Here is a 19663-nt window from a genome sequence, read left to right as displayed (position 1 = left end):
ATGGACCTCTCGATCCTCTGGTTCGGACTGATCGCTGTCCTGTGGACGGGCTACCTCGTCCTCGAGGGCTTCGACTTCGGCGTGGGCATGCTGCTGCCCTTCCTCGGCAAGGACGACAAGAACCGCCGGGTGATGATCAACACCATCGGTCCGGTCTGGGACGGCAACGAGGTGTGGCTGCTCACCGCCGGTGGCGCCACCTTCGCGGCGTTCCCGGAGTGGTACGCCACGATGTTCTCCGGCTTCTACCTCCCGCTGCTGCTGATCCTGGTCGCGCTGATCGTCCGGGTGGTCGCCTTCGAGTGGCGCGGGAAGATCAACACCGACACCTGGCGCGCCTGGATCGACCGGGCGATCGTCTTCGGGTCCTACGTCCCCGCCATCCTGTGGGGCGTCGCCTTCGCCAACCTGGTGCGCGGCGTGGAGCTGGACGCGGACCACCAGTACGTCGGCGGTTTCTTCGCCCTGCTGAACCCGTTCGCGCTGCTCGGCGGCGTGACCACCGGGCTGCTGTTCCTCACCCACGGCGCGATCTTCCTGGCGCTCAAGACCTCCGGTGAGATCCACGAGAAGTCGAGCAAGGTGGCCTCGACCCTGTCCGTGATCACCCTGGTGGTGGCCGCGGCCTGGGCGATCTGGGCCCAGCTGGCGTTCTCGGTGGCCTGGACCTGGGCCGCCGTGGCCGTCGCCGCGATCGGACTGGTCGCCGTCGTGATCGCCACCCGGCTGCGGCGAGAGGGCTGGGCGTTCATCGCCTCGGCCGTCGTGATCGTCGCCGCCGTCGTGCTGATCTTCGGCTCGATGTACCCGGACGTGATGCCCGCCCTGAACCCGGCGAACTCGCTCAGCATCGAGGCGGCGTCCTCCACGCCGTACACCCTGACGGTGATGACCTGGGTCGCGGCGTTCCTCACCCCGCTGGTGCTGATCTACCAGGGCTGGACCTACTGGGTGTTCCGCAAGCGGATCTCCGCCGAGCACATCCCCGAGCACGCCGGTCTCACCTTCGCGCAGGTCACCGCGCGCAAGGACACCGCATCCGCCGCCCGGTCCTGACGGAGACACCGCTCGCGTGAAGCCGCTCGATCCGCGTCTGCTGCGTCATGCCCGGGCCGCCCGGGGCTATCTGGCCCTCACGGTCGGCCTGGGACTCCTGACCGCCGCCCTCGTCATCGCCCAGGCGATCCTGCTCGCGCAGGTGCTCGCCGCGGCGGCGCACGACGGTGCCCCGCTGTCGGAGCTGCTGCCGCGGATCGGGTGGCTCGCGCTGGTGATCGCCGTCCGCGCGGTCGCCACCGGCGTCCAGGAGCGGTACGCGCACCGCTCGGCCACCCGCGCGGTGGCCGAACTGCGCGAGCAGGTGGTGGAGCGGGCCGCTCGGCTCGGACCCCGCTGGCTCGCCGAGGGCGCCGGTCCCCGCGTGGTCACCCTGGCCACCCGCGGACTGGACGCCCTGGACGCCTACTTCGTGAAGTACCTGCCCCAGCTGGTGCTGTCGGCCACGGTCACCCCGGCCACCCTGGTGGTGATCCTCGGGCTGGACTGGATCAGCGCGGCGATCGCCGCCGGGACCCTGCCGCTGATCCCGATCTTCATGATCCTGATCGGCCAGCTCACCCAGGGCCGCTCCGAGCGGGGCCTGACCGTCATGCAGCGGCTCGGGTCCCAGGTGCTCGACCTGGTCGCCGGGATCGCCACCCTGCGCGCCTTCGGGCGGGAGCGTGGTCCGGTCACCCGGGTGCGGGCGCTCGGCGACGCGCACCGCAAGGCCACCATGGGCACGCTGCGGATCGCCTTCCTGTCCGGAATGGTGCTGGAGCTGCTGACCACGCTGTCGGTCGCACTGGTCGCGGTCAGCATCGGCCTGCGGCTGGTCTACGGGCACATGACCCTGGTGGACGGACTCGCCGTGCTGATCCTGGCGCCGGAGGTGTACTGGCCGCTGCGCCAGGTCGGGGCGCAGTTCCACGCCTCCACCGACGGGGTCGCCGCCGCCGAGCAGGTGTTCGAGGTCCTGGAGACCCCCCTGCCGGTCTCCGGCACCCGGCGCTGCCCGGACCTGTCGACCAGCACCCTGCGGCTGACCGACGTCACCGTGCGGGCACCGGGACGGGACCAGCTCGCCCCCGCGCACCTCGACCTGGAGCTCCCGCCGGGCGGCACCGTGGCGGTCACCGGGCCGAGCGGGGCCGGGAAGTCCACCGGCATCGAGCTGCTGCTCGGTCTGCTGCGACCCGACTCCGGGTCCGTCGAGGTCGTGGCTGCGGACGGGACGGCCGTGCCGCTGGCCGACATCGACCCGCACACCTACTGGCCGCAGATCGCCTGGCTGCCGCAGCGGCCGGTGCTGGAGCCGGCGACGATCGGCAGTCTGGTCGCCGGCGGACCGGCATCCGCGTCCGGCCCCGGCCTCCCCCGCCGGGACGAGGCCGCCGCGCTCACCGGGCTGGACACCGTGGTCGCCGGACTGCCCGACGGGTGGGACACGGATCTCGGCCGTGGCGGCGCCGGGCTGAGCGTCGGCCAGCGGCAGCGGGTGGCGCTGACCCGAGCCCTGCTCTCCGACGCGCCGCTCGTCGTGCTGGACGAGCCGACCGCGCACCTGGACGCCGCGGGCGAGCAGGTGGTGCTGGACACCGTGCGCCGGCTGCGCGCCGACGGCCGGACCGTGCTGCTGGTCGCGCACCGGCCGTCGTTGATCGCCCTGGCCGACCGGGTGGTGACAGTGCGCGCGGAGACGGTTCCCGCCGGCAGCGAGCCGGCCGAGCCCGACGCCGGCCGTGGTGCCCCGGATCCGGTCGCACCCGCCCGATCCCCCGAGGGAGGCACACGATGAGCGCCATCGACACCGCCGGGGTGGACACCGCTACCAGGCCTCCGGATGCCACCGCCGGCACCTTCACCGCCTCCGGTCGGCGCCGGGACCCGCTCTGGCGCGCCGTCGCCCTGCTGGACGTGGACCGTCGCCGGTTCGCGCTCTCCGCACTGCTCGGCACCCTCGCCCTGGGCTGCGCGGTGGCATTGGCCGCCGTCTCGGCCTGGCTGATCACCCGAGCGGCCCAGATGCCGCCGGTCCTCACGCTGTCGGTGGCGACGGTCGGCGTGCGCGCCTTCGGCATCGGCCGCGGCCTGTTCCGCTACCTCGACCGGCTGGTGTCGCACGACGTCGCTCTGCGCGGCATGACCACGCTGCGCACGACGCTGTACCAGCGGCTCGCCACCGGCCGCCCGGAGGCGACCCTGGCCGTCCGCCGCGGCGATCTGCTGGCCCGGGTCGGCGCCGACGTCGACGCGGTCGGGGACGTGGTGGTCCGCGGACTGCTGCCCGCCACGGTCGCCCTCGCCCTGGGGGTCGGCACGGTGGCCGCCATCGCCGCCTTCCTGCCGGTCGCCGGGGCGATCCTGGCGCTCTGCCTGGTACTGGCCGGGGTGGTCGCGCCGTGGCTCGCCCAGCGCGCCGCCCGGGCGACCGAGCAGCGGGCCGCCGACGCCAGGGCGCGGATGGCCTCGGCCGCGCTCGGGCTGCTGGACGACGCCGGTCCGCTGGCGGTCCAGGGCCGCACCGACACCGAGCTGGACCGCCTGCGGGCCGCCGACGCCGACCTGGCGCGGGCGACCGACACTGGCGCGGGTCCGTCCGCGCTGGCCGCCGGGCTCGGCAACCTGGCGATCGGGATCGCCGTGCTCGGCGCGCTGCTCACCGGGATCCCGGCCCTGGCCGCCGGACAGATCGCCGCCGTCGAGCTGGCCGTGATCGTGCTGACCCCTCTGGCAGCCTTCGAGGCGACCAGCGTGCTGCCGATGGCGGCGATCCAGGTGCACCGGTCCCGCACCGCGGCCGCCCGACTGATGGCGCTGCTGGACGCGGCGGACGACGGCAGCGGGACCGCGACCACCGGCCCCGACACCACCGAGCACCGGCAGGACGACAGCACGGATCCCCGGCCCGATCCGGCGCGGACCGGCGACCGGGCGATGCCCCGATCCGCCGATCAGGTCGGCCTGCCCGCCCGGGGCCCGGTGATCACCGCCCGCGGCCTGGCCGTCGGCTGGCCCGACCGGGACCCGATCCTCTCCGGTCTGGACCTGGAGCTGAGCCCCGGTCGCTCCCTGGCCGTCGTCGGCCCGTCCGGCATCGGCAAGACCACCCTGCTGCTGACCCTGGCGGGATTCCTGCCGCCCCGGGGCGGCGACCTGCTGCTGGACGGCGTCCCCCTGGCCGACACCGACCCGAGCGCCCGCCTGGAGCGGCTGTCGCTCACCACCGAGGACGCGCACGTCTTCGAGACCACCGTGCTGGAGAACCTCCGGGTGGCCCGCGGCTCGACCAGCGCGCAGGAGGCCCGGGACGCCCTGGTCACCGCAGGACTCGGCGACTGGCTCGCGGGGCTGCCCGACGGGGTGGACACCGCGCTGGGCGCTGACGCACGCAGCGTCTCCGGCGGAGAACGGCGACGGCTGCTGCTGGCCCGCGCCCTGCTCTCCCCAGCGCCGCTGCTGCTGATCGACGAGCCGGCCGAGCACCTGGATCCCGGCACCGCGGACCGGCTGGTCGGCGACCTGCTCGACCGGTCCGACCGTGCCCGGGGCGTGCTGGTGGTCACCCACCGCCTGGCCCCGCTGGCGGCCGCGGACGAGGTGCTGCTGCTGGACGGCGGCCGGGTCGCGGCGCGCGGGACGCACGAGCAGCTGCTGGCCGGTAATGCCCAGTACCGTGAGGCGCACGCCGCTGAGCTGATCCAGAGCTGAGCTGCACCACAGCTGGGCTGAACGAGGGTGGGAACGACGCATGGCCGACAACCAGACCACGAGGCACTCGGGGCACGGTGTCACGACGACCATCCACCTGCCCGGTGCGCACGGCGAGTCGCTGGTCGAGGTCGGCACGGGGAACGAGTCCGGTGACCGCCTGAGCGACCTGCTGGACGCCGTGCTGTCGGTCGCCTCCGATCTGGAGCTGCCCACCGTGCTCGAGCGGTTCGTCCGGGTGTCGGTGGAGCTGACCGGCGCGACGTACGGCGCGATCAACGTGCTGGACTCCCGGGGCGAGTCGACCACCTTCGTCCAGGCCGGCGTCCCGGCGCAGCTGGCCGCCATGATGGGCCACCCGCCGCACGCCCGCGGCGTCCTGGGCAAGATCCCGGACCACGGCGTGCTGCACCTGGCCGATCTGACCCAGCACCCCGCCTTCGAGGGCTGGCCGCGCGAGCACCCGCCGATGGGATCCTTCCTGGGCGCGGCCGTGCGGGTGCGGGAGCAGGTCTACGGCTATCTCTACCTGGCCGACAAGCAGAGCGGTTTCACCGAGCAGGACGACGCCACCGTGATCGCCCTGGCCGCCACCGCCGGGGTCGCGGTCGCCAACGCCCAGCTGTACTCCGAGGGCGCCCGGCGCGAGCACTGGCTGCGGGCCGGCCAGGAGATCACCACCATGCTGCTGTCCGGGGCCGACGAGGAGGACGCGCTGGCGCACATCGCCGCGACCGCCCGGGACGTGGCCGACGCGGACGCCGCCGCCCTCGCCCTGCCGGGACTCGGCGAGGAACTGCTGATCGAGCTGGCCGACGGGCACAACGCGGACAGCCTGATCGGTGCCGCACTCCCCCAGGACGGCGGCTCCTGGACCGTGATGACCGAGGGATCCGGCATGCTGGTGGAGTCGATCTCCGCCTCGCGCCAGGTCAAGATCCCGGCGATGCGGGCGTTCGGATCGGCGATCTTCGCCCCGTTGCAGACCTCCGGGCGCGGGGTGGGCGTGCTGATCCTGCTGCGCCGGGTCGGTGCGCCGGTGTTCGCCCCGCACGACCTGACCACCGCCGAGTCCTTCGCCGCCCAGGCCGCGCTGGCCTTCGTGCTGGCGGAGGCCCGGCACGCCCAGGACGTCGCCGCGCTGCTGGACGAGCGGGAACGGATCGCCCGCGACCTGCACGACCTGGCCATCCAGCAGCTCTTCGCCACCGGCATGCAGCTGGAGACGGTCCGGCGCCGGTCGGCGCGCGGCGTGGACCCCGCGGAGCTGACCAGCATCGTCGAGGAGGCGCTGGACAACGTCGACGCGTCGGTGCGGCAGATCCGGCAGATCGTCTACGCGCTGCGCGACCCGGACGCCGCCACCGGCATCATCGAGCGGCTGCGCCGGGAGGCGTCGCTGGCCCGGACCGGACTGGGCTTCGCCCCGTCGTTGATCGTGGAGATGGACGGCGAGACCGTCGCGGACGGCGACTACATCGTCGCGGACCTGGTGGACGAGCGGATCGGTCCGGACAAGACCGACGACGTGGTCGCCGTGGTGCGCGAAGGCCTGGCGAACGCCGCCCGGCACGCGCACGCGTCCTCGGTGTCGGTGAAGGTCTGCGTCACGGGCACCGGCCCCACCGGTCTGGTCCGGGTCGAGGTCAGGGACGACGGCCTCGGGCTGCCGCCGGTCCGGGACCGTCGCTCGGGCACCGGCAACCTGGCCACCCGGGCACGCCAGCACGGCGGGACCTTCTCGCTCGGCGTCGCCCCCGACGGTCCGGGAACGCTGCTCAGCTGGGAAGTGCCGCTGGGCTGAGGCTCGCGACGCCGGTCAGGAGTGCTGGCCGGTGTCGGTCAGGAGTGCTGGGCGGTGTCGGCGCGCCAGCTGGAGTGCCGGCGGGCCGCCACCCACGCCGCGACCTGGGTGCGGCGCTGCAGGCCCATCTTGGACAGCAGCGAGGTGATGTGGTTCTTGACCGTCTTCTCCGCCACGCCCAGCTTCTCGGCGATCTCCCGGTTGGACATCCCGTCGCCGATCAGGTCGAGCACCTTCAGCTCGCTCGGCGTGAGGTTCTCGGTGGGGTCCTCGTGCCCGGCACGACGACGGGTCACCGTGCGCTCGTCCAGCAGGGTGCGGCCCGCGGCCACCGCGCGGATCACGTCGGTGATCTCCGCGCCGCGCACGCTCTTGAGCAGGTAGGCCGCGGCCCCCGCCTCCAGGGCCGCCGCGAGGGCGTCGTCGTCGTCGAAGGAGGTCAGCACGATCGCCCGGGCGTCCGGCAGCAGCGGCTTGACCTGCGTCATCAGGTCGATGCCGGTGCCGTCGGGCAGCTGCAGGTCCACCAGCAGCACCTGCGGGTGCACCAGGCCGGCCCGGCGCACGCCGTCGGCCACCGATCCTGCCTCGGCGACGACCTTCATGCCGTCGGCGCGCTCGACGACCTCGGCGATGCCCCGTCGCACGACCTCGTGGTCGTCGACGATCATCACGGAGATCGGACTCGTGTGGGCGGTCTCGGGGGTGGTGTTCGTGGCGGACACCCGGTCATCGTAGCCACTCACCGGGACCAAAGCCCGCACCCGCCGCTGGCGTCGGCGACCGCGCTGCGCCAGTCTCCTGCCATGACGCTGGTGCTGCTCCCCGACACGATCCCGCTGGACCCCCGCGTACCGGAGGGCGTGCACACCGCGATCTACGACGTCCGGGCCCGGATCCCCGCCGACCTCCGGGACGCGGACGCCCTGGTGGTCTGGGGCAACCCGGCCGACCGACTGGCCGAGGCCGCCCGTGACCTGCCGGAGCTGCGCTGGGTGCAGTCGCTGGCCGCCGGTCCGGACTCCGTGCTGGCCGCGGGCTTCGATCCCGCGGTCGTCGTCACCTCGGGCCGAGGTCTGCACGACGGCCCGGTCGCCGAGCACACCCTGGCCCTGCTGCTCGCCCTCGCCCGGCGCCTCCCGGACGCCGTCCGGGCCCAGCAGCGCCGGGAGTGGTCCACCGAGATCGGCGGACTCCAGCCGATCCCAGGCTCCGACGGCGCGGGCTTCCGTTCCCTGTCCGGTGCCCGGGTCCTGATCTGGGGCTTCGGCTCGATCGCGGCCCGACTCGCCCCCGCCCTCACGCTGCTCGGCGCCCAGGTGGTCGGCATCGCCTCCACCGCCGGTCAGCGCGCGGGATACCCGGTCGTGACGATCGACGAGGCCAGGGACCTGCTTCCCCGCACCGACGTGCTGATCGACATCCTGCCCGCCACCGCCGCCACCCGACGGATCGTCGACGACGGCATCCTGCGGCGGCTCCCGGCACACGCGGTGTTCGTCAACGTCGGCCGGGGCAGCACCGTGGACGAGGGTGCCCTGCTGCACGTGCTCCAGGAGGGGCGGCTGGCCGGAGCCGCCGTGGACGTGACCGCGACCGAGCCACTGCCGCCCGACTCCCCGCTCTGGGACCTGCCGAACCTGCTGATCACCCCGCACGCGGCCGGCGGGCGGCCGGTCGGCGCGGACACCCTGCTGGTGGACAACATCGGCGCGTTCCACACCGGCGAGCCGTTGCGGAACACCGTGGTGCGCCCGGGCTGACGTCCGGGGTCGCCCGGCGCGCGGCGGGGTCAGGACGACGGGAGCGGCTGGCAGACCGGGCAGAAGTGCGAGGACCGGTTCATGAACGTCGACCGGACCACCGGGGCCCCGCAGCGCGGGCAGGCCCGTCCGCCCTGGCCGTACACCACCAGCGACCGGTCGAAGTACCCGCTGGCGCCGTTCACGTTGACGTACAGCGCGTCGAAGCTGGTCCCGCCCTGCCGGAGCGCCTCCCGCATGACCGCGGTGACGCCGTCCAGCACCCGGTGGGCCTGCTCGACGCTCAGGTCGGGGGTCGGGTGCTCCGGGTGCACCTGCGCCCGCCACAGGCCCTCGTCGGCGTAGATGTTGCCGACCCCGGACATCAGGGTCTGGTCGAGGAGGGCTCGCTTCACCACGGTCCGCTTGCGGCGCAGCGCGCGGGTGAGCGCGTCCCGGTCGAGCGCGGGGTCGAGCAGGTCGCGGGCGATGTGCGCGGCGGGCGACGGGACCAGGGCGGCCGGGGAACCGGCACCGCCCGGACGTCCGTCCACGGTAGGCTCCAGGTCGACCACGGCCAGGTGCCCGAACGTCCGCTGGTCGACGAAGTCCAGGGTGCCGCCGTCGTCCAGGAACAGGCGCACCCGCAGGTGCCGGTGGTCACCGCCCTCGCTCGGGTCGGCCCGGACCAGCAGCTGACCGCTCATCCCGAGGTGGGCGAGCAGCGCGTCGTCGCCGTCCGGGCCGAGCGGCAGCCAGAGGAACTTCCCCCGGCGTGCGGCGGCGGTGAACTCGCGGCCGACCAGTCGTCCGGTCAGGTCCGCGGCTCCGCCCAGGTGCCGGCGGATGCTGGCGGGACGACGGACCTCGACCCCGGCGACCCGGCGGCCGACGACATGGCGCTCCAGACCGTCGCGGACGGTCTCGACCTCGGGCAGCTCGGGCACGGGCCGGTCAGTCGACGGTGGCGGCGGCCTGCTCGGACAGCGTGGTCCAGGCGAGCTCGGCGGCCTGCTGCTCGGCGATCTTCTTGGCCGATCCGGTGCCGGTGCCGCGGACCTGCTCGGCGACGACGACCTCGGCGGAGAACACCCGCGCGTGATCGGGGCCGTCGGAGGTCACGTGGTAGGTCGGCGCGCCCAGCCCCAGGTGGGCGGTGAGCTCCTGGAGGCTGGTCTTCCAGTCCAGTCCCGCGCCCAGGTGCGAGGCGGCGGTCAGCGTGGGGCCGACCAGCCGGAGCACCAGCTCACGGGAGGTCTCCAGACCGTGGGCCAGGTAGACCGCCCCGAACAGCGCCTCCAGGGTGTCGGAGAGGATCGAGTCCTTCTCCCGGCCGCCGGTGGCGATCTCCCCCTTGCCGAGCAGGGTGTACGCGCCCAGGTCGAAGGCCCGGGCGACCTGCGCCAGCGCCCGCTGCGACACCGAGGCGGCGCGCATCTTCGCCAGCGCGCCCTCGGACAGGTCGGGGTACCGGCGGTACAGCTCCTCGGTGACCACCAGTCCGAGGACGGTGTCGCCGAGGAACTCCAGCCGCTCGTTGGTGGGGATGCCACCCGCCTCGTGGGCGAAGGAGCGGTGGGTCAGGGACAACACGAGCAGCTCGGGGTCCAGGTGGATCCCGAGCTGCTCGGCGAGCTGTGCTGCGGTGGTGCTCATGCGGTGCTGGCGACCGTCAGGACGGTCGACGGCGGGCGATCAGCCCGCGTGCTCCGACCGCATGGCGTCCGCGTACACGCGGCCCTTGTAGGTGCCGCAGGCCGGGCAGGCCTGGTGCGGGCGGGTCTGCGCGCTGCAACGGGGGCAGGTGCTGACGGTCGTGGCAGTGGTCTTCCACTGCGACCGACGCGCACGGGTGTTGCTGCGCGACATCTTGCGCTTCGGAACAGCCACGGCTAGCTCTCTTTCTGGTCGTCAAGCGTGCTCTGCAGGCCGCCAAGCGCAGCCCACCGAGGGTCTAGGGTCTCATGCCCGTGCTGGGGGTCATCAGCCAGGTGCGCACCGCAGAGGGAGCACAGACCCGGGCAGTCGACCCGACACAACGGCTGGAACGGTAGCGCAATCACCACCGCATCACGCAACGCGGGCTCGACGTCGATGAGTTCGCCGTCCAGCTCGCGCAGGTCCTCGTCCTCCTCGTCCCCGGACTCCGTGGCGGCCGCGGCGCGCTCGGGGTACACGTACAGCTCCTGCAGAGTGACGTCGACGTCCTCGACGACCTCATCCAGGCAGCGCACGCACTCCCCGACCGCCCGCGCCCGGGCGGAGCCGGACACGAACACCCCTTCCATCACGGCCTCGAGCTGGAGCTCCAGCTCGACATCCGTCCCGGTGGGGACGCCGATCACCTCGGTGCCGAGATCCTCCGGGGCCGCCACCGTGCGCTGCACACGTCGCATCGATCCCGGACGTCGACCGAGCTCATGGGTGTCGAGCACGAACGGCGAACGGGGATCGAGGTGAGTCGCGCGCTCCACGGTCCACGTTCCTTCAGTGAGGGGGTCTCGGTCCGCGGATTCACCGGCAGGACCAGCGACCGATCCTACGGCACCCGGGCCCAGTTACCGAATCGACTCGGTCACACCGCGCCGTCCAGCCGCTGCGCGAGCTTGGCCCGCCCCGCCTGCACCTGGGCGAGCACCTTCCCCAGGTCGATCTCGAAGTCCGCCAGCCGCCGGTCGCAGTAGTCGTCCGCCTCCCGGCGCAGCTCGACGGCACGCTCCTCGGCGGCCCGGACGATCTCCGCCGCGCGCTGCCCGGCCTGCTCGACCACGGACTGCTCGCCGACCAGCTCCTCGGCGCGGCGGCGGGCGGCGGCCTCGATCCGCTCGCCCTCCTCCCGGGCGGCGGCACGGGCCACATCGGCCTCGGCCAGCACCCGTTCCGCCCTGGCGATCTGGGTGGGCAGCGCCTCCCGGGCCTGCTCGACCAGCTCCAGCAACTCGGCCCGGCTGACCAGCACCGAGGAGGACATCGGCATCGCCCGGGCGTTCGCCACCGCCTCCGCCAGTGCGTCCAGCACGCCCGTCAGGCCCGGCTGCTCGTCGCTCATCGTCCGCCTCCTCCGCTCAGGGCCGCGCGCACCGCGTCACCCACACCCGCCGGCACCAGGTCGTCGATCGGACCACCGTGCCGGGCCACGTCCTTGACCAGCGACGACGCCACGTGCGCCAGGGCCGGGTCGCCGGGGACGAACACCGTCTCCACCCCGGACAGGTGCCGGTTCATCAGCGCCATCGGCAGCTCCGCGTCGAAGTCCGCACCGCCCCGGATGCCCTTGACCACCAGATCGGCCCCGAGCTCGCGCAGGGCGTCGACCAGCAGCCCGCCGGTGGCCTGCACCCGCACCCCGTCCAGGTCGGCGACCGCGGTGCGGATCAGCTCCACCCGGACGTCGACCGGCAGCAGGGCGTTCTTGGCCGAGTTGCGGGCGACCAGCACGACGACCTGGTCGGCCACCAGCCGGGCACGGCGGACCACGTCCAGGTGCCCGAGGGTGACCGGGTCGTAGGAACCGGGGCAGACAGCGATCGTCACCCGGCCAACCTACCGTCGGGGGTCGGCGGTCACCCGTTCGGCCAGGTGGACGACGGTCTCCCCGTAGGTCTTGGTCCCGAGGTCGGACAGTCCCTCGGGCCAGGTCGGCGCGGCGCTGCGGGCCGAGCGCTCCACCACGACCACGGCGTCGACGGCCAACGCGGGCACCAGATCGGCCAGGATCCGGTCCACGGTCTCCCCCGGCACGTCGTAGGGCGGGTCCAGCAGCACCAGGTCCCAGGGCGCGGACGGCGGGCGGCCGACGAAGGTCTCCACCGTGTCCTTGACCACCTGGGCCCGGTCCCGCAGGCCGAGGTCGGCGACGTTGCGCCGGCACACCTCCGCGGCGGCCCGGCCGAGCTCGACCAGCGTCACCGACGCGGCGCCCCGGCTGACCGCCTCCAGACCGAGCGCACCCGATCCGGCGTAACCGTCCAGCACCCGGGCGCCGTCGATCGCGTCCAGGTGCTCCAGCCGGGAGAACAGCGCCTCGCGCACCCGCTCGGAGGTCGGCCGGGTCCCCGCGGGCGGCACGGCCAGCACCCGGCCGCCGAACGTCCCCGCGACGATCCGGGTCACCTCGACTTCTCCAGCGCGTCCTGCTGATCCATGAGCCGCTCCATCAGCGGCTTGGTGTTGGTGCTCGCGCCGACGGTCCAGGCGATCAGGGAGAAGACCAGCTGGACCGCGATCACCGGCAGCAGCACCTTGCCCAGCGCCACGCTGATGATCACCGGGATCAGGCCGAGCACCGCGACGTCCGGGCCCCGGGCCAGCACGGCCAGCACCCCACCGGGCAGCGCACCGGCGGGGGTGGAGACCAGCGGACCCTGCCAGTTCGGTGCCGGACGGAAGGCGGAGCGCAGCGCCGCACCCGCCCACACCGGAGTGGAGACCACGCCGAGGGCGATCCAGCTGCCCGGGTCGCCGTGCCAGAGCCCGACCGCGGCGAAGGCCACCAGCGACCAGAGCAGCATGGCGATCGCCGGGACCAGCAGCCGGGTCCGGCGGGTGGCCTGCGCGGACATCGGCAGCAGGCGGTCCAGGATCGGGGCCATCTCCGCGCGCCGGGCCCCCTCCGCGGTGGCGAGCATCCCGACGTAGCCGCTGACCAGCACCGCGAGGCCCACCCCGAGCGCACCGGCCAGTCGCGGGGTCACGACCACCAGCACCGGGACCAGGGCCGAGACCACCAGCTGCACCAGGTGCCGGGGCGAGCGCAGCAGCACCATCAGGTCGGCGACCATGATCGCGGTCTTCGGGCCGCGCACCAGGCGCAGCCGCAGCGACCGGCGCCGGCGCTGCCGGGCGGAGGCGTCGGAGAGCGCCCGGCCCAGCTCGCGGGAGTCCAGGGAGACCACCGCGCCGGCGGCCTGCGAGGCGACCGATCCGCTCTCGCGCAGGTTCCGGCCGCGGATCCGTCCGAGCCGGCGGTCCTGCGCCCAGCCGAGTCCGACCACGGCGAGCGCGAGCACCGTCAGCAGCCAGACCGGCAGGTCGGGCAGCGCGGACAGGCGCCAGTCGGTGAAGGCCGCGACCAGCGCCAGCACCGGGGCGAGGGCGATCACCAGGTCACCGATCAACGCGACCGACCGGCGCGGGAACTGGATGCTCTGCGCCAGGCCGGCCAGCAGCACCACCGCCGCGCAGCAGAGCGCGGCCAGGGCACCGAGCCGGAGCACGTGGCCGATCCCGTGGTCGGCGAGCAGTCCGCCGTCCAGCAGGGCCAGCAGCACGCCGCCGACCAGGCCGGCCAGCACCGGGATGCGCAGCGAGGCGGGGCGCAGCAGACCACGACGGTCGACCGGCAGTCCCAGCCACCAGGTCGCCTCGGCCCCCTCGGCGCCCACCGGCCCCAGTCGTCCGGCCAGGGAGAGCACCGCACCGATCACGGCGATCGCGCAGATCGCCACCAGCGAGGGCAGGCTGATCCCGTCGCCGAGAGAGGCGTCGTCCTGCGGCGGGAGCGAGGCGCGCAGCTGTCCGGCCACGCCGAGCGCCACCCCCAGACCGATCGCGATCATGATCGCCGCGTAGTAGGCGTCGTTCAGCACCGAGCCCAGGCTGGCGCCCGCCTTGGTCCGGGCGACCGCGGCGGTGAACCGGCGGATCGACCGCGGGCCGGGGACGCCGCCGAGTCCCTTCCCGGGCTGGATCGCCGGGGCCTCGACCGTGGTCACAGCACGCCCGGCCGAAGCGCCTCGGCGGCGTCGTCCGGGCTGAGCAGCCGGCAGGCGTCGTCGGCGATCAGCACGGCCCGGTCGGCGCAGGCGCGCAGCAGATCCGGGTCGTGGGTGGCGAGCAGCACCGCACCGCCGGCCTGCTTCTCCGCCACCAGGCGATCGGCCAGCCGGTCGCGCATCGCGACGTCCAGGCGCTGCTCGGGCTCGTCCAGCACCAGCAGGGACCGCGGACGGACCAGGCCGGCCGCGAGCAGCAGGCGCCGGCGCTGACCGGAGGACAGCGCCACCGGCAGCGACTCCGCGTGGTCGGCGAGCCCGAACTCGGCCAGCAGCTCGTGCACCACGTCGTCCGCACCGGCGACGCCGTGGCCGCGGGCGGTCAGGTAGAGGTGCTCGGCGACGGTGAGCGCCGGGAAGTACGCGTCGTCGTCCAGCACGCTCGACACCCGGGTGCGGAAGCCGACCTCGCGCTCGTCGACGTCCCGGCCGAGCACCTGCAGGCTGCCGCCCGCGGGCTCGATCAGGCCGAGGACCGCGCGCAGCACGGTGGACTTGCCGGACCCGTTGGCGCCGACCAGGGCCAGCACCCGTCCGGGCGGGAGAACGAAGGACACCGGGGCGCACACCGGCTCCCCGCCGTATCCGACGAGCAGATCGACGGCACGGATGACAGACGGCTTCGACACGGGGGTCAGCCTACGCACGCCCCGGGGTGGTCCCGCACGGCCCTACGTCCGGTCCAGGAACTCCTCGCGTTCCCCGTCCAGAAGGACGTCGATCGCGGCCAGCAGGTCGGGGTGCCGCTCCAGCTCCGGGTCGGCCGCCACCACCGAACGGGCCTCCACCCGGGCCTCCTCGATCACGTCGGCGTCCCGGGTCACCCGCAGCAGCCGCAGCGACGTGGCACCGCCGGACTGCGCGGCGCCGAGCACGTCGCCCTCCCGGCGCAGCTCCAGGTCCACCGCGGCCAGCCGGAACCCGTCCCGCGTCTCGGCGAGGGTGCGCAGCCGGGTGTCGGCCGGACTGCCCGGAAAGGCGTCGGCGACCAGCAGGCAGACGCCCGGCTTGCTGCCACGACCGATCCGGCCGCGCAGCTGGTGCAGCTGGGAGACCCCGAACCGGTCCGCGTCCAGCACCACCATCACCGTCGCGGCGGGCACGTCGACCCCGACCTCGACCACGGTGGTCGACACCAGCACCGGCACCGTCCCCGCGGCGAAGTCCGCGAGCGCCCGTTCCTTCTCCTCCGGCGTCATCCGGCCGTGCAGCACCCCGACCGGCAGGCCCGCCAGCTCCGGGGAGTCGGTCAGCTGCTCGGCCACCTCCAGCACGGCCCGCAGCGGACGACGGGCGGGACCGTCGTCCGGCACCAGCTCCGCGCCGTCGTCGTCCTTGGCGTCCGGGTCGATCCGGGCGCAGACGATGTAGGCGCGGCCCCCGGCGGCGACCTCCTCCCGCACCCGCTGCCAGGTGCGCTGCATCCAGCGGTCGTTCCCCGCCGGCACCACGTGGGTCACCACCTCGGCGCGACCGGCCGGGACCTGGTCCAGCACCGAGGTCTCCAGGTCCCCGAACACCGTCATCGCGACCGTGCGCGGGATCGGGGTCGCGGTCATCACCAGCAGGTGCGGCGTGCTGCGGGCCTTCGCGCGCAGGGTGTCCCGCTGCTCGACGCCGAACCGGTGCTGCTCGTCCACCACCACCAGACCGAGGTCGGCGAACTGCACGTGCTCGGACAGCAGCGCGTGGGTGCCGACCACGATGCCCGCGGCACCGGAGGCGGCCTCCGCCAGGGCCTTGCGGCGCACCGCCGCCGACTGCGATCCGGTCAGCAGGGTGATCCGGGTGGCGTCGTCCGCGCCGCCGAGCATCCCGGCCTCGCCGAGCTCCCCGAGCAGGGTGCGCAGCGTCCGCTCGTGCTGGGCGGCGAGCACCTCGGTCGGTGCCAGCAGGGCGGCCTGGCCCCCGGCGTCGACGACCTGGAGCATCGCCCGGAGCGCGACCACGGTCTTGCCGGAGCCGACCTCCCCCTGCAGCAGACGCTGCATCGGTCGCTCCCCGGCCAGTTCGGCCGACAGCTCCGCCCCGACCCGCTGCTGCCCCTCGGTCAGCGTGAACGGCAGGCGGGCGTCGAAGGCCGTGCGGATGCCCCCGTCACGCGGCGGACGGGCCACCGCGCCCTCCCGGGCCACCCGCGAGCGCCGCCGGGCGAGCTCGGCCTGCAGGACGAAGGCCTCCTCGAACTTCAGCCGTTCCTGGGCGGAGCGGATCTCGTCGTCGTCCTCCGGTCGGTGCAGGGCGCGCAACGCACCCAGCAGCTCCGGCAGCTCGCGGCGGGCCAGCAGCTCGGCGGGCAGCGGGTCCGGCACGTCCTGCGGGGTGAGCAGCGGGAGGATCGCCCTGACCGCCTTCTCGATGTGCTCGGTCGGGACCGCGGCGGAGGCCGGGTACAGCGGGATCGGCCGCCTGGTCTCCTCGATGCCCTCGGCCTCGTCCTCGACGTCGACCCCGATCAGGCGGTAGGTCGGGTGCGCGAGCTGCGGTCGGCCGTTCAGCTTGTCGGTGCCGACCTCGCCGGAGAACAGCCCCTCGACGCCCGGTGTGAGGCGGCCCTCGTGGTAGCGCAGCGCACCCTTGCTCTTGCCGAAGAACACCAGACCGAGCCGGCTGGCCCCGTCGGTGATCTCGACGTTCATCAGGGCGCCGCCGGTCCGGGTGGTCCGCACGGTCGCCTGCGCCACCCGCGCCATCACGGTGACGTGCTCCTTGGCCGTGAGCGAGGCCAGGTCGGTCATCTGCCCATGCCGGGCGTACCGCCGCGGGTAGTGCCGCAGCAGCTGCCCGACGGTGTGCAGGCCGAGCTTGGCCATCCGTTTCCCGGTGGTCAGTCCGAGCACCGTCGAGATCTGCTGACCGAGCAACGGGCCCGGGCGGACCACCGCGTCCTCCAGTCCGGTCATGCCGACACCTCCCCGGCCAGGGCGTGCAGGACCGCCAGCACCCGCTCGTCGTCGTCGGCCTCGGCCAGCACCGAGCCACCGGCCGGCACCACCGATGCGCAGGACGTCAGCCATGCTCCGGGCAGCACCGGCACCGGGTCCTCGGCAGCGGTGGCGTCGCGATGGGCTCCCCCGGCCCGGGCGTCCCGGACCGCGCGCTCCAGGGCGAGCCGCCAGTCGGAGGCGGAGGCCGGGCCGGCGACCAGGACGACCGCCCCCGCCCGTGCCATCTCCCGCGCGCGCTCCGCGGAACCGGTGACCGCGACCACCGGGGTCGCGACCCCGTTCAGGGAGTGGAGCACCACCAGCACCGGTGCCGAGCCGGCCGCCGCGCGCAGCACCGCGACCGCGGCCGACGGGTCGTCGGTGTGGACGTGCGACTGACGTCGGCGGTCAGGGGCGTCACCCGGTTCGGCCACCACCGCGACCGCGTCGCCGATCTCCGCGAGCCGGGCGCGCAGGTCGGCGTCGTCCCCGGCGGGCAGGACGGCCATCACCTCGAAGCCGGTCAGCACGTGGTCGCGCGGCGTGCCGACGGCGGACTCGGGCAGCCAGCTCAGATCCAGCTCGACGGGGGCGGGACGGCCCTCCCGCCGCCTGCCGGGTCCGGCGTCCAGGTCGTCCGCCGCGGCAGCCCAGGCCGACAGCACCACGAGCAACGCGCACGCCCCGGCGTCCAGTACCCGGGCGTCCCGGAGCACCGGGTGCCGTGCGCTGATCTCCGCCAGCGCCGCGTGCCCGGCGTCCAGCGCGGCGGACAGCCGCTCCCGCTCGGTGCCGGCGTGCTCGCGCGCCGCGCGTGCCACCTCCGCGGCGAGGTCGAGCACGGTCCCCGGCTCCGGCTCCAGCACCGCCGAGCGGGCGGACTCCGCCGCCAGGGCCAGGGCGCCGGCGATCGGCTGTTCGGCGCCACGGGCCAGACCGGCGAACCAGTGGCTCAGGATCATCCCGGAGTTGCCCCGGGCAGCGAGCAGCGCCCCCCGGGTCGCGGCGGCCAGCACGGTCACCGGGTCGGCGCCGGGGGCCAGACGGGCCAGCTCCTCGGTCGCACCGCGCAGGGTGAGCAGGCAGTTCGTGCCGGTGTCCTGGTCGGCGACCGGGAAGACGTTCACCGCGTCGATCCGCGGCCCGGCCTGCTCCAGCCCGTCCACCGCACGCAGCAGCCAGCGGTGCAACACCGCTCCGTCCAGCAGTCGACCAGCCACGTTCGTCGTCGGTTCCTCTCGCCTCGCGCCCGGGGACTACTGTGCCGTACCGCGCCCACGGCCCCGGTCCCGGACGCCGGTTTGGGCACCGACCCGACGGTGAGCTAGTCTTACCCGGTTGCCCGAGCGCGGTTCGTTGATTCGTCGCGTTCGAGCACTGGTGGCAGCTCCGCCCCGGCCCTCGGCCAGCGGTGCGGGCCGCCCCATCCGACCAAGCATGAGTCGCCCCGTCATGGGGCGGACGCATCATTCGATTCAGGAGAAGACCGTGGCTGCCAACTGCGACGTCTGCGCCAAGGGCCCGTCCTTCGGGCACAGCATCTCGCACTCGCACGTGCGCACGAAGCGGCGCTGGAACCCGAACATCCAGCGCGTGCGCGTGGTGGTGGCGGGCACCGCCAAGCGGATGAACGTCTGCACGTCCTGCCTCAAGGCCGGCAAGGTGCAGCGCGCCGTCTGACGCGAGCGTTCGCGAGGGCCCGCCCGGATTCGTTCCGGTGCGGGCCTTCGCGCTGTCCGGCCCCTGTGGCACGCTGGTGCGCATGTCGGCAGAACGCCCCGAGCACATCGTCCGTCCCGCAGCGGCGACGGACGCCGAGGCCATCGCCGGGGTGCACATCCGGTCCTGGCAGAGCGCCTACCGGGGCATGCTCCCGGACGAATACCTGGACGGGCTGGACCCGGTCGCCCGTGGCCGGTGGTGGCGCACCCAGCTCGACCACCCGGACTGGGGCACCACCTGGGTCGCCACCGTCGAGGACGCCGTGGTCGGCTTCCTGTCGCTCGGCCCCTCCCGGGACGAGGACGCGGACCCGCGCACGCTGGAGATCTTCTCGGTCTACCTGGAGCCGTCGCTGTTCGGCAGCGGGGTGGCCCGGGACCTGATGCGCACCGCGCTCGCCGAGCTCCCGGCCCGCGCCAGCGTCACGCTGTGGACCGCGGCGGAGAACGAGCGCAGCCGGCACTTCTACCGTCGGCACGGCTTCAGCCCGGACGGCACCGAGCGCATCGAGGAGATCGGCGGCACCGAGCTGCCCGAGGTGCGGTACCGCCGGGGCTGAGTCCCCGGGCGGTCAGCCGCCGAAGTGGTCCCAGCCCGGGCTGAGCCGCCCCGGCTCCGTGCCGTCGACGAGCACGCCGGGCTCCCCCGCGCGCACCCGGCCGATCACCCGGAACCCGTCGGGCACCTCGCCGGGGAAGGTCGCCAGCAGGCCGTGGTCCTCGCCGCCGGTCAGCACCCACCGCAGCGGATCCGCGTCCAGTCGGCGCGCGGCGCCCGCGACCGCGGCCAGGTCGTCGGCGAGCACGTCCTGCGGCCGGCCGAGGTCGAGCACCACCCCGGAGGCGCGCGCGATCCGGCCGGCGTCGCGCAGCAGGCCGTCGGAGACGTCCAGCATCGCGGTAGCGCCCGCGTCGGCGGCGACCGGCCCCGCGGTCAGCGGCGGTC

General features: G+C 74.4%; 19 protein-coding genes and 1 pseudogene. 7 read left to right on the top strand and 13 right to left on the bottom strand.

The features are described 5' to 3' along the window. From cydB to OGL89_RS09355, 4 genes are read left to right on the top strand one after another with little or no spacing between them, the layout of a single operon-like run. Positions 1-1056: a cytochrome d ubiquinol oxidase subunit II gene (gene cydB, locus OGL89_RS09370; protein ID WP_263119740.1), complete on the top strand. Its 1056-nt coding sequence runs from the start codon at positions 1-3 to the stop codon at positions 1054-1056. A gap of 16 nt (positions 1057-1072) precedes the next feature. Further along, the gene (cydD, locus tag OGL89_RS09365; protein WP_263119738.1) at positions 1073-2836 is read left to right on the top strand and encodes a thiol reductant ABC exporter subunit CydD; all 1764 of its coding nucleotides are present in this window, start codon (positions 1073-1075) and stop codon (positions 2834-2836) included. Next, positions 2833-4749 carry a thiol reductant ABC exporter subunit CydC gene (gene cydC / locus OGL89_RS09360; RefSeq protein WP_263119737.1) on the top strand — a complete coding sequence of 639 codons (1917 nt, stop codon included), beginning with the start codon at positions 2833-2835 and terminating at the stop codon, positions 4747-4749. The genes cydD and cydC overlap by 4 nt, the downstream gene beginning before the upstream one ends. A 40-nt stretch (positions 4750-4789) precedes the next feature. Continuing rightward, positions 4790-6553, top strand: a complete 1764-nt coding sequence (locus tag OGL89_RS09355; RefSeq protein ID WP_263119736.1) for a GAF domain-containing protein — start codon at positions 4790-4792, stop codon at positions 6551-6553. 38 nt (positions 6554-6591) lie between these two features. On the opposite strand, the gene OGL89_RS09350 is transcribed toward OGL89_RS09355, so the two are convergent. After that, on the bottom strand, positions 6592-7224 hold the full coding sequence (locus OGL89_RS09350) for a response regulator transcription factor (protein ID WP_263119791.1): 633 nt from the start codon (positions 7222-7224) through the stop codon (positions 6592-6594). 135 nt (positions 7225-7359) lie between these two features. On the opposite strand from OGL89_RS09350, the gene OGL89_RS09345 reads away from it, so the two are divergent. Continuing rightward, positions 7360-8316, top strand: coding sequence for an NAD(P)-dependent oxidoreductase (locus OGL89_RS09345; protein ID WP_263119735.1), 957 nt, complete (start codon positions 7360-7362; stop codon positions 8314-8316). A 29-nt stretch (positions 8317-8345) separates the two neighbouring features. Here the strand turns inward: OGL89_RS09345 and mutM are convergent, their stop codons facing one another. The 11 genes from mutM to OGL89_RS09290 form a co-directional block, all read right to left on the bottom strand. Beyond that, the gene (gene mutM / locus OGL89_RS09340; RefSeq protein ID WP_263119734.1) at positions 8346-9242 is read right to left on the bottom strand and encodes a bifunctional DNA-formamidopyrimidine glycosylase/DNA-(apurinic or apyrimidinic site) lyase; all 897 of its coding nucleotides are present in this window, start codon (positions 9240-9242) and stop codon (positions 8346-8348) included. A gap of 7 nt (positions 9243-9249) precedes the next feature. Next, the gene (gene rnc, locus OGL89_RS09335; RefSeq protein ID WP_263119733.1) at positions 9250-9951 is read right to left on the bottom strand and encodes a ribonuclease III; all 702 of its coding nucleotides are present in this window, start codon (positions 9949-9951) and stop codon (positions 9250-9252) included. Between the two features lie 39 nt (positions 9952-9990). Continuing rightward, the gene (gene rpmF, locus OGL89_RS09330) at positions 9991-10185 is read right to left on the bottom strand and encodes a 50S ribosomal protein L32 (RefSeq protein WP_263119732.1); all 195 of its coding nucleotides are present in this window, start codon (positions 10183-10185) and stop codon (positions 9991-9993) included. A gap of 2 nt (positions 10186-10187) precedes the next feature. Then, positions 10188-10769 carry a DUF177 domain-containing protein gene (locus OGL89_RS09325; RefSeq protein ID WP_263119731.1) on the bottom strand — a complete coding sequence of 194 codons (582 nt, stop codon included), beginning with the start codon at positions 10767-10769 and terminating at the stop codon, positions 10188-10190. A 101-nt stretch (positions 10770-10870) separates the two neighbouring features. Then, positions 10871-11344: a hypothetical protein gene (locus OGL89_RS09320; RefSeq protein ID WP_263119729.1), complete on the bottom strand. Its 474-nt coding sequence runs from the start codon at positions 11342-11344 to the stop codon at positions 10871-10873. Then, complete coding sequence (gene coaD / locus OGL89_RS09315; protein ID WP_263119728.1) at positions 11341-11829, bottom strand: pantetheine-phosphate adenylyltransferase; 489 nt, start codon at positions 11827-11829, stop codon at positions 11341-11343. The genes OGL89_RS09320 and coaD overlap by 4 nt, the downstream gene beginning before the upstream one ends. A 9-nt stretch (positions 11830-11838) precedes the next feature. Further along, positions 11839-12408 (bottom strand): 16S rRNA (guanine(966)-N(2))-methyltransferase RsmD, encoded by a 570-nt coding sequence (gene rsmD, locus OGL89_RS09310; protein ID WP_263119727.1) that lies wholly within the window; start codon positions 12406-12408, stop codon positions 11839-11841. Continuing rightward, positions 12405-14009, bottom strand: a complete 1605-nt coding sequence (locus OGL89_RS09305) for a DUF6297 family protein (protein ID WP_263119725.1) — start codon at positions 14007-14009, stop codon at positions 12405-12407. The genes rsmD and OGL89_RS09305 overlap by 4 nt, the downstream gene beginning before the upstream one ends. Continuing rightward, on the bottom strand, positions 14006-14698 hold the full coding sequence (locus OGL89_RS09300) for an ABC transporter ATP-binding protein (RefSeq protein ID WP_263119723.1): 693 nt from the start codon (positions 14696-14698) through the stop codon (positions 14006-14008). Before OGL89_RS09300 ends, OGL89_RS09305 begins: the two co-directional genes overlap by 4 nt. 42 nt (positions 14699-14740) lie before the next feature. Further along, positions 14741-16972 (bottom strand): ATP-dependent DNA helicase RecG, encoded by a 2232-nt coding sequence (locus tag OGL89_RS09295; protein ID WP_263119721.1) that lies wholly within the window; start codon positions 16970-16972, stop codon positions 14741-14743. After that, entirely contained in the window at positions 16969-18216 is a 1248-nt protein-coding gene (locus OGL89_RS09290) for a DAK2 domain-containing protein (protein WP_263119719.1), read from the bottom strand. The genes OGL89_RS09295 and OGL89_RS09290 overlap by 4 nt, the downstream gene beginning before the upstream one ends. A 268-nt stretch (positions 18217-18484) precedes the next feature. Between OGL89_RS09290 and rpmB the strand changes: the two genes are divergently transcribed. Both rpmB and OGL89_RS09280 read left to right on the top strand, forming a co-directional pair. After that, a complete protein-coding gene (gene rpmB / locus OGL89_RS09285; RefSeq protein WP_263119716.1) occupies positions 18485-18676 on the top strand; it encodes a 50S ribosomal protein L28 in 192 nt (63 codons plus the stop codon). Positions 18677-18758: 82 nt separating this feature from the next. Continuing rightward, the gene (locus OGL89_RS09280; protein ID WP_263119715.1) at positions 18759-19277 is read left to right on the top strand and encodes a GNAT family N-acetyltransferase; all 519 of its coding nucleotides are present in this window, start codon (positions 18759-18761) and stop codon (positions 19275-19277) included. Between the two features lie 12 nt (positions 19278-19289). Here the strand turns inward: OGL89_RS09280 and OGL89_RS09275 are convergent. Then, positions 19290-19663: pseudogene (locus OGL89_RS09275) on the bottom strand (thiamine-phosphate kinase); the annotation flags it as partial.

The sequence above is a fragment of the Cellulomonas sp. RIT-PI-Y genome, from assembly GCF_025642745.1.
Classification (GTDB): Bacteria; Actinomycetota; Actinomycetes; order Actinomycetales; family Cellulomonadaceae; genus Cellulomonas.
This window is presented reverse-complemented; position numbering and strand designations above follow the sequence as displayed.